A 10191-nucleotide genomic window follows, 5' to 3' on the forward strand; every position below is an offset into this window, starting at 1 on the left:
GACATCTACCAGGAAGTCAGCAGCATCGACGAAAGCCGCTCGACCCCCACGACCGGCATCGTCACCAACAAACGCGCGATCGACACCAGCGTGCTGATCGACGACGGCCAGATCATCGTGCTGGGCGGCCTGCTGGAAGACAACGTGACGCTGACGTCCAACAGCGTGCCGGGCCTGGGCTCGCTGCCGGTGATCGGCTCGCTATTCCGCTACGACACGCGCAAGCGCACCAAGACCAACCTGATGGTGTTCCTGCGTCCCTACGTGGTGCGCGACGCCAACCGCAGCGCCAGCGTCACGATGGACCGCTACGACTACATGCGCCGCGCACAGGGCGCCGTGCAGCCGCGCGACCACTGGGCGCTGCCGGACATGCAGGCGCCGATCCTGCCGCTGCCGGGTTCCGCGCCGTCGGTGTCCAACAACGCCTACGACCTGCGTCCCGAACAGCAGGCGCAAACGCTGCGCCGCCCGCCGCCCACGACGGTGGAAACCTTCGCGGTGCGTCAGTATCCCGGCGCGCCGCCCGCGTCCGCGCAGCAGCCCATCCGCGCGCCGCGGCCAGTCATGATGACGGTGGCGGTGGACCCCGAGAAGCTGCTATGAGCGCGCACCCCTTGCCCTATGCCTGGGCCCGATCGCAGCGCGCGGTGCTGTCGCTGCGCGGGGGGCAGGCGCAACTGACGGTCAGTCCGCGCACGCCCGAATGGGCCGTGCGCGAAATCCGGCGTTGCCACGGCGATATCGGCCTCACGCAGATCGACGACGAGGCGCTTGAGACGTTGCTGACCGCGGCCTACAGCCACTCGGAAGACGCGGCGTCGGTCATGGGCGTGGCGGAAAACGAGATCGACCTCGACCGCCTGATGCAGGACATGCCCGAAGTGGCAGACCTGCTCGAAGCGCAGGACGACGCGCCCGTGATCCGCATGATCAACGCGNNCAGCGACATCCACATCGAACCCTTCGAAACGCATTCCGTCGTCCGCTACCGCGTCGACGGCACCCTGCGCGACGTGGTGTCCCCCCGCAAGGCGCTGCATGCCGCGCTGATCTCGCGCATCAAGATCATGGCGCACCTGGACATCGCCGAAAAACGCCTGCCGCAGGACGGACGCATCGCGCTGCGCGTGGGCGGTCGTCCGATCGACGTGCGCGTGTCCACGCTGCCGACCGGCCATGGCGAACGCGCCGTGCTGCGTCTGCTGGACAAGGAGGCCGGCCGCCTGCAACTGGAGAAGCTGGGCATGAGCCCCGGCGTGCTGTCACAGCTGGACCGACTGATCCGCCAGCCGCACGGCATCGTGCTGGTGACCGGCCCGACCGGCAGCGGCAAGACCACCACGCTGTACGCGGCGCTGAGCCGGCTGGACGCTTCCACCAGCAACATCCTGACGGTGGAAGACCCCATCGAATACGATCTGGCCGGCATCAGCCAGACGCAGGTCAACGCCAAGATCGACATGAGCTTCGCGCTGGCCTTGCGCGCCATCCTGCGCCAGGACCCCGACGTCATCATGATCGGCGAAATCCGCGACCTGGAAACCGCGCAGATCGCGGTGCAGGCCTCGCTGACGGGCCACCTGGTGCTCGCTACGCTGCACACCAACGACTCCGTCTCGGCGGTTACCCGCCTGACGGACATGGGCGTCGAACCGTTTCTGCTGGCGTCGTCGTTGCTGGGCGTGCTGGCGCAGCGGCTGGTGCGCAAGCTGTGCCCCGCCTGCAAAGCGCCGTCGATGCTGGACGGCGTGCAGGTGTTCCACCCCGTGGGCTGCGAGGCCTGCAACCACACCGGCTACAGCGGCCGCTCCGGCATCCATGAGCTGTTCACGGTGGACGACGAGGCCCGCCGTTTGATCCACGAAGGCCGCGACGAACGCGAACTGCGCCGCGCCGCGGCCGCGTCGGGGATGCGCAGCATGCGCGAGGACGGACAGCGGTGGGTGGATGCGGGGCAGACGTCGCCGGAGGAAATCTTGCGCGTGACGCGGGACGCGTAACGCTGGCAGTTGCTTGGCGTCGGACACCTCACTTCGTTCTACAAACTCTGCCCGGTGTCAGACACCTTCCTGCCCGTCGCTGCCCTTAATGTCAAAGTTCATCCAACTTGAGATTTGGTTCACCGAACTTGACCTGTAGTTGGGCGGAATGTCGGTTGAGCGGCCGACAGCTTGCGACCCAAAGCGGACCGTGAGCCGACCGATGGAAGGCTGAAGATGCCTTTGGTGGGATTGATGGGTTTTGCGGGCGTTGACTGTATCGACTCCGCCATAGCGTCAGCGCGCGTCCTGTGCATCAAGCCCGTCGCATGAATTCTGCAAAGGCATCTGAGTCCAATGGACGGCTAACCAGATAACCCTGGATGGAATCGCAGCCGACATCCTTCAGCTCATCGGCTTGATGTTGGTGCTCGACTCCTTCGGCGACCGTTTTCATGCCCAGCGACCGAGCAAGAGCGACGATGCCTCGAATTACCGCCGACGCCTTTTCCGACGCCGCCAGCCCCGAGACAAAGGATTTATCGATCTTGAGCGTGTCCACAGGCAGTCGGACCAGATAGCTCAAACTTGAGTATCCCGCACCGAAGTCGTCGAGCGACGCGGATACCCCGGCCTTTTTCAGTGCGGAAAGGACTGAAGTCGCCATTTCAATATCGCTTACCAGGCAATCCTCCGTGATTTCTACATCGAGCAGGGCGGCGGAGATGCCATGTTTACTGACGACATTTTGAATTCGATCTGCTAGCCCGATATCGAGTAGTTGTCGAGCAGAAAGGTTCAGGCTGATTCGCGGTGCGGTGACGCCCATTCGTTGCCATGCGGCGATATGCATGCAAACCGCATTAAGCAGCCATTCCACAAGTACGTCTTCATATGGAGATTCAAGCAGCAAAGTCAGGAATGCGTCAGGCGTCAGCAAGCCCCTGTCCGGATGACGCCAGCGAAGAAGCGCCTCGGCGCCGACCAGGGAGGCATCGGCGAGTGATATCTGAGGCTGAAAATGAAGCTCGAACTGGTTTTCCGAAAATGCCGTACGGAGATCGGAGCGTAATGCGACACGGTTGCGCACGCCCCTGTCCAATATCACGTCATACGTGCGGACCTGAAGCCCGCCAGCCGACTTGGCTGCATACATGGCCGTATCGGCCTGACTCAGCAATGTCTCGGCGGTTGCCGGCTCTTCTCCCATGAGCGCGATACCAATGCTAGCCGACAGAGGGATCGCTCGACCGCCTACTTCGAACGGCATTGCCAGCGCGTTGAGCACCGAAAATGCGCACGCTTCGGCCGCGCGTTTCGTGGTCTCGCGCAACAGTAGAACAAACTCGTCACCCCCTACGCGCGCAACAAAAAAGGCAGGTCCGAGGCTTGCGGTGAGCCTTATCGAAAAATCACGCAGGAGTTCGTCACCAGCAGCATGGCCGAATGCGTCATTGACTTCCTTTAGGTGGTCCAAGTCGATAAAAAGCACCGCGACAGAGACCCCAGTCGTCGTGCTTGGCACGGCAGCGCCAGCTACTGCGCGAGACAGTGCTTCCATGCAACTGCGTCGATTCGCCAACCCGGTCAGATAATCGTGACTCGCTTCAAACTCTAACTGGGCGGCGTGCTCGTGTTCTCGGGTGACGTCGCGAAAAAGTACCGTAATGCCCTCGTCGTGACGAAACGAGCGCGCTTCGAACCAAGTGCGAAGCGGGGGGTAGTAGCCGGTGTGACAGCCGGGACGTCCTGTCGCCGCTGTTTGCCGGTAGATGCGGTAATAGCCGGAGTTCACCAAGTCCGGATAGCACTGCCAGATGTTGCGTCCTAGAAGGTTGTGACGCTCCTGCTGCAAATACCTCTCGGCGGTACCGTTGAGGTACGTGAAGCGCCAAGACTTGTCTATCGACATGAATCCGTCGCTAAGGCTATCAAGCATTTCCGCCAGATGAGCTGGCGCGGGCTCGTGGGGCCGAGCAGCCAGTGGATGGTGCGTATGTCGTGCCATTTTTCGGACCTATGTTCGCGTGGAACTTAAGAGCCAACTGTTGGCCCGCAAACCGTGGGTCGTAGTATTTTAGCTGCCTGCTCTGACTCATGGAGGACAAGGGGTAGGCCATACGAATCGCCTCTGATCACCATTCTGAAACCGCCGAGTAGTACCGCTCATGGCCGCGAACTGCCCTCAGCGACCGGCCGATAGCGACCCGAAACGGTCGGGCGGCCGTGACATAGCCCGGTACCGTTGCGCGGTCGACCTCCGTGCGCCACCTCCGGCCTGCTGCGGCGGCCGACATCCAATTAAACCCTGACCGCCCACAGGACTTGCAGCACCGCTTGACCCTCACGTAACGTGATGGCCCAAAGTTTGGCCTGCGTATTCGAAGGAGGAAACATGCAACTGACCGTAGGAGAACTGGCAAAGCGTACCGGGCTGACCGTCCGCACGCTTCACCACTACCACGCGATTGGTTTGTTGACGCCTTCAGCGCGCGCCGAAAACGGCTATCGCCTGTACGGTCGCGACGAGATTGCCCGGCTGCATCAGATCCAGGCATTGAGTCGTTTCGGATTGGCGTTGGCGGAAATTGGCGCTTACCTGGACCAGCCCGGCGCGCGCTTGGCGGACGTGATCTCCCGGCAGCTTGCCATGCTGGACCGCCAGATACAGCAGGCCGCGCACCTGCGCGAACGCTTGGCGCAACTGCACGAGCAGCTGGCGGACGGCACGGAGCCTGAGCTGGCCGATTGGCTGAAAGCTTTGGAGATGATGACTATGTATGATAAATATTTTTCGCGAGAAGAACTGGCGCGTTTGCCCCTGTACACCCGTGGGCCGGACGGCGACCCGGACTGGCTTGCATTGGTCCACGAAGTGGAGCAGCTAATGGAGCAGGGCGTGGCGCCCGAGGAGGCTAAACCTCGCCAACTTGCCCATCGCTGGATGGAACTGCTGCTGCGCGATACCAACGGCGATCCGCGCTTGTTGGTGAAGCTGAACCAAATGCACGATCAGGAGCCCGACATGCAGACGCACGTCGGCATTTCCAAAGCCATGCGCGATTATGTGCTGCGCGCCTTCTCGGAAAGCAAGCTGCTTATCTACGAAAAATATCTGACGCCGGACGAAGCACGGTTCATGCGCGAGCATTACTGCGACAGGATTTCGGAATGGCCACCGTTAATCGCAGAGGTCCGGAACGCTATTGATGCGGGCGCGGCGCCCGACTCGGAAGCTGGGCGGGCGCTGGCGCGGCAGTGGTTGGAACTGTTCAGTTCGTATGCGGGCAAGAACCCGGCCACCCACGCCAAGTTCCGGCAGGCACTGATGACAGAGCCCGACTTGACCGCTGGCACATGGGCGGACGACGCGACGCTGGCGTTTGTGCGGCAGGCGATGGGGACGCTGGCGAAGTAGCCAGCCCCCTGACTTCCTGACTTCCCGGCACAAGCCGGCGGGCAAGGTGAATGGACAAGTGGCGAAACTCATTGCCGCCGCAATACGACAGCTTCGATGCCAGAGCTCCCTTGTGGCATCGGTCATGTAAGGTTCCGTTCGTTGCTGGGGAGCGGTCTTTCGTGGTGGGCGATGAGGGGCTGCCGACGTTCACTGACCCCGCAACATCCGCCAAAGCAAGAGGCCGCACTAGGCGGCCATTGCTTTGGACGCACGGCGGGGCCGCGCGTTCGAATCCGCAAGGACGGCCATCGGTGTGATCCGGCAGCTTTCGACCCATTCCCGCCATTCAGTTCCACAAGACTGACATAACGGCTTCACGCGTTAACAGTCTTTTGGAACCTCGAAAACGCTGTGGGTCGTCCTAAATCGCCCACATTCAAATTCGATTCTGGCCGGCGTCTTTACGTTGTTTCGGGACCCTTGCAGCTACAGCTTTTGCTATTGAGCAATTGCCAGGGAAAGCGGACGCAGCTTTGGCTGCCGACGGGCTAATCACCGATCTCACCTCATTCCTGAGGCTTCTTTCTCACATACTTCATCCCGAGGCCGGCCTTATAAAGCTGTCGCGCCCGCAGTTCGCCAGGATACCCCGCTCGAGGTTCGAACATTCCGATCTTCTGCATACTGGTCAAAGAGCGCCGCACCACATCTACCGGAATGTTTGTCCGCTTTGCAAGCGTCTCAATAATTTCCTCGATGGAAAATGGCGTCTGAAGCCCGTCGAAGGCGGCAATCAACCGGTTTACAGCTGATCTGTTTTCGTCGATGTTGGACTCGATGTTAAGGAATGAATACAGTTCGGTCCTGACATCACTGATGAAGGACTTAGAGGCCTGGTCGTAGGCGAGCAGGACACTTTTGCTGGAGAGCCGATTGTCGACCAGGTCGGCCCCTTCACCTGCATTGTCCGCCAGTGTTCGCAGGAACCCGTCGAACAACCGGGGATAAAACGCCGAGTCAGTGCCCGCATCTCCGCCCGCGTCCGAGAAGTAGGACGCAAAGAACGTCGTGGTTTTCAGGCGATTGCGTTCTAACCCTGCGGGAAAGATGTCCAGCAGTAAAGACTCCGAATCATCGTCTGGCAAGGCGCCGTGCGAGATGCTATCGGCCTTGTCGTCTATACGTTTGCAAACGTCGGCGAAGTGTTGCTGGAACCAGGGCAGACTCACAATCCGCGCGAGAGCGAAGTTAAGAATGGTGGTCTTGTTCCAATGAAGATAGAGCGCAGAACCTTCAATTTGCTGTTCGACGTTCTCAGCAGCCCCCGTTGCAAGGTCGGTGCGCAACAGCAGCCGTATCGTGAGCAGTTTTGAATAAGTCCTATCGAACTGGACTGCCGCGAGAAAACGGAACAGAGCTTCGACGAAGGATCGGAGGTCGCTCGCAGGAACTGCCGTTTCAACACCATCGATCACGAACACGCGCTTTTCTGAACGGTTGGCGAAAGTCTGCGGGTCGAGTCGAACGACCCTGTTGGGATGCACGGCGAGTTGTTCGATCTGCTCCTGAAGAGCGGCTTCGAAGATCCCTTCACCCCTCGTGCTCGACGTCGACAGCGCGACGCTCAGCAAAAACCACCAGAATTTTTCAAAGTCTCGGTTACATGCGGCCAGTGCGGACTGGAAAACGCGGTTTGCGCTGGGTAACCCGCCGGCCCGCGAGTCGTTCGCGACAAGCAGCGGTTCAGCCAGATTGCGCCGAACGAGCTCGGACAACAGTCTGGTCTTCCCCGTCCCCTTTCGGCCAAAAACATATGTATACGGACTGTCTGAGCTGAACAACTTGGCCAATCCCGGCGTCAGAATGAACTTTCCATCATCAGTTGAGCCGCTGCTCGTCAGGGTACCTACCGGCATCGCTACGGCAGGATTACCGCTCAGGCCAAGCACGGAGCGTAATTGGCCGATGGCTTCTCGGCTGGCGGTCGACATGTCACGCGGATTCGGCTGCTGCCCGTCGACGAAACTCTGGTCGTGCCTCCAGAACACCCAGTAGGGATCCAAATCCTGGGGATCGATCGCATCCCCGGTCTGCATCGCCTCTGCGATCTTGCCAAGTAGCCCTTCGATGAAGCGTGCGCTCTGGCTACGGGTGTCCTTTGCGGTCTTCTTGGGATCGAGCGAAAAGCTGACAAAAGCTCCCGGAGATTCCGGATCATGTGCCAACAAGGTATCGAGCAGTCGTGAATCGAGGATATGCCGTGCCATGCCGTCTGGACGGACAAAAATCACGGCCGACCCGGGCCACGCCTCCATGATGGGCAAAACGGAGGGGGCAAGCCCGGTTCGATGATCAAAAAGCACGATGTCATAGAGTGGCGAACCATGTTCGCCTCCTGCCTCGACCTGTTGTCGGAGAGCGGCCACTGCGAGTTCCAACACTGACGCATCCATCGACGTGTTCAGCAGAAAAGCAGCGAAGTCCATATCGAAGCGAGCTGCAACGGGCCGCGCGGACACAAGGTCAACGTACCCCGTGACCGATGCGCCAACGTACGTGCGCGATAGTGGCGTCAGCGAAGTGCCTGGTGTCGACAAGCCCATCAGGGTTGCTCCGATGTCGGAAGCCCCAACACCAAACATTGCATCAAGCGAGGGGGCTTCAATGTCGGCATCCACAGTGAGCACACGATAGCCTGCGTCGGCCAGCACCTTGGCCAGCGCTACCAGCACCGTCGACCGCCCCTGACCTCCCTTGTATCCGTAAAAATGAACCGCTTTCGCAGGGCGTTGGCGGGAGGGAGATTTGGTGGCCATATCTTGCTGATCCGCCAGAACGGCGGACGATGCCATGCCCGTTCTGTTGCCAGGAGCGAACGCACTTAGCCAGCTAGTTCCGGCTCCGCCCGGAACCAGAAAGCGGAACTGCTCCTGACGTTCCCTTTCCGTGAGCAGTGCCAATTCGATCATTGGACTAGCGGCAACCGATTCGACGTCATCCGCTGGGATGTTGACCGTCCCACAAAACGCGGCGAGCCGGGCATCGTTGGTCATACCCTCGAACGAACTGTCGACACACAGGATATACAGCGTCGGATGCACGTATTCGACCTCAACCCTGATGCCGGCGATCTGTGCAATGGACTCAATGAATTCAGATATCGTCATGACTGGATCAGAGTGGTTTTTGGAACTTCATTGCAAGGTAGGACCGCGTGCTGCACACGAGATCGGCGAGTGTTTTCATCTGCTCATGAGTCGTCGATGGGGCAGGCCAGCCGTCGGAGACGAGCCGCGTATAACGAATGTAGGGATAGGATTCCGCAGGGGCAAACTGCGCAACGCCGTCCCTGCCTTGCACGCTGATCGCCTTCAGTGCATTACTCAACTGCGCTGAGAACGCATTGAGCCGGACCTTGCAGTCCCGTTGACCGCCTACAGCGAAGCGCTGCGCGAAGACGTTAAGTGCGCGCGGGATGTTGTGGCCGGGCAGCCCAGTTGCCTGTTTAAGGACGAGTTCAATTGCGACCATGCCGCAATAAGCTCTGAGCGTGTCGTCAGCGCTTGAGGCTGCGGCGGCGACGAAGGCGCGGATGTTCGTTGTATGTTGGCTCAATTGTTGTTTAGAGTTCGTTTTCTTGAGCGGCAGCACCGCGGGACTAAGTACTTCATATGATACCAACAGGGGCCACGACCACCCAGGGATTGAACGAGCACTTGGGCAACTACTACGACGGGCAGGGGAGCCGGGAGGTCGGTGCGAAGCTATATTGCGCGCAACTTCTTTCGGGGGATGCCGGTTTTCGGGGACAGCCGCGAACTTGACATACGGGATTGCAGATACGCATGGCGGAAAAACGTCAGCAAACGTCGATGGCTTGATCACAATTTTCATGCCGTGGATGACTGCTTGTTGAACGGAGTGGCCTTAATGCACGTGTGAGCTTGAGAATAGCCGAACGTTTCTTTATGGCCGGTAGTGGTCGTTGGTCGGCCGGGTCTAGCTCACCGCCACTTTGGGGTACGCGAGGGGGCTAGGGTTGGAGAGCATCGTGATGTGATGGACTCGTTCAGCTACCAAGTTCAATGAACTTTCTTAGGAGGAATGGCAAGTTCAATGAACCATTGCGGACAGAGTAAATGAACCACACTTCATTAAGTCGTTGACTTCCAAGGCGTCGAGCTTCGACCTCAAGTGAACTTCGACACTTATCGCGCCGACTTCCCCACGCTGAACGTCACCGTGTCGCCCGAGCGGCGGCCCAGTGTCGACATCAGGCCGTCCAGCGCGGCGCGGTCGGCTTCGCTGGCCGCGCGGGCGAAGGTGACCTCACCCTGAAAGTTCAATCCGCGGGGGCCGGTGCCGCCCTGGCCCTTCACGTCGAGCAGGCCGCTTTCTGTGCTCAGGACCAGCGTCGCGCCGCTCTTTCCGCCTTGCGCGCGCAACAAGTAGGTGCCCACCGGCGTGATGGGCGAGAGCGCAGTCGCCGCGTTGCGCCAGCGCAGGTCGACGGCCGGGCCGGGGGGGAGCGGGGCGCCCAGGCGCAGGGGCTGCCAACTGATCTCCAGCATGCCTTGCGGCGACAACGTATTCCAAGGCGCGCCGAGCGCGGGCAGGACCGTCGCGGGCATGCGCAGGGACGATGCGGGCAGCGCCAGGCCGTTCCACCCGGGGCGCGCGCGTAAGGTGCCCTGCAGCCAGGGATGCGAGATGTCGAGCGCCAGCGTGTCCCAGCGCCATTGCCACTGCACCGGTTGTGGCAGCACGCGGCGCGCCCCTTGGGCCCCCAGTGCGACCCAGCCGCTGCCG

Annotated in this window: 6 protein-coding genes and 1 pseudogene; 3 read left to right on the plus strand and 4 right to left on the minus strand. The window is 60.6% G+C overall.

Annotated features, from left to right (window positions below):
* Together B3446_RS09780 and gspE are read left to right on the plus strand one after the other, a co-directional pair.
* Positions 1-606: pseudogene (locus B3446_RS09780) on the plus strand (type II secretion system protein GspD); the annotation flags it as partial.
* Entirely contained in the window at positions 603-2003 is a 1401-nt protein-coding gene (gene gspE, locus B3446_RS09785) for a type II secretion system ATPase GspE (RefSeq protein ID WP_291380496.1), read from the plus strand. The pseudogene B3446_RS09780 and the gene gspE, both read left to right, overlap by 4 nt.
* A 295-nt stretch (positions 2004-2298) precedes the next feature.
* Here gspE and B3446_RS09790 read toward each other — a convergent pair whose 3' ends face one another.
* Positions 2299-3990 carry a sensor domain-containing protein gene (locus B3446_RS09790; RefSeq protein ID WP_409515346.1) on the minus strand — a complete coding sequence of 564 codons (1692 nt, stop codon included), beginning with the start codon at positions 3988-3990 and terminating at the stop codon, positions 2299-2301.
* 387 nt (positions 3991-4377) lie between these two features.
* Between B3446_RS09790 and B3446_RS09795 the strand changes: the two genes are divergently transcribed.
* Complete coding sequence (locus tag B3446_RS09795) at positions 4378-5400, plus strand: MerR family transcriptional regulator (RefSeq protein ID WP_291380500.1); 1023 nt, start codon at positions 4378-4380, stop codon at positions 5398-5400.
* A gap of 548 nt (positions 5401-5948) precedes the next feature.
* On the opposite strand, the gene B3446_RS09800 is transcribed toward B3446_RS09795, so the two are convergent.
* The 3 genes from B3446_RS09800 to B3446_RS09810 all read right to left on the minus strand — a co-directional run.
* The gene (locus B3446_RS09800; RefSeq protein ID WP_291380502.1) at positions 5949-8549 is read right to left on the minus strand and encodes a P-loop NTPase; all 2601 of its coding nucleotides are present in this window, start codon (positions 8547-8549) and stop codon (positions 5949-5951) included.
* Between the two features lie 7 nt (positions 8550-8556).
* Entirely contained in the window at positions 8557-9033 is a 477-nt protein-coding gene (locus B3446_RS09805) for a hypothetical protein (protein ID WP_291380504.1), read from the minus strand.
* A 557-nt stretch (positions 9034-9590) separates the two neighbouring features.
* Positions 9591-10191 (minus strand): general secretion pathway protein GspN (locus B3446_RS09810; RefSeq protein WP_291380506.1); only part of this gene is annotated, 601 nt, incomplete at its 5' end.

Source organism: Achromobacter sp. UBA5777 (genome assembly GCF_002418565.1).
Taxonomy (GTDB): Bacteria; Pseudomonadota; Gammaproteobacteria; order Burkholderiales; family Burkholderiaceae_B; genus Achromobacter; species Achromobacter animicus.

What these genes read in the sequence shown, in the direction of transcription:
- B3446_RS09790 (WP_409515346.1), bottom strand. Translation starts at nt 3,990, where the DNA reads ATGGCACGACATACGCACCATCCACTGGCTGCTCGGCCCCACGAGCCC.
- B3446_RS09795 (WP_291380500.1), top strand. Translation starts at nt 4,378, where the DNA reads ATGCAACTGACCGTAGGAGAACTGGCAAAGCGTACCGGGCTGACCGTC.
- B3446_RS09800 (WP_291380502.1), bottom strand. Translation starts at nt 8,549, where the DNA reads ATGACGATATCTGAATTCATTGAGTCCATTGCACAGATCGCCGGCATC.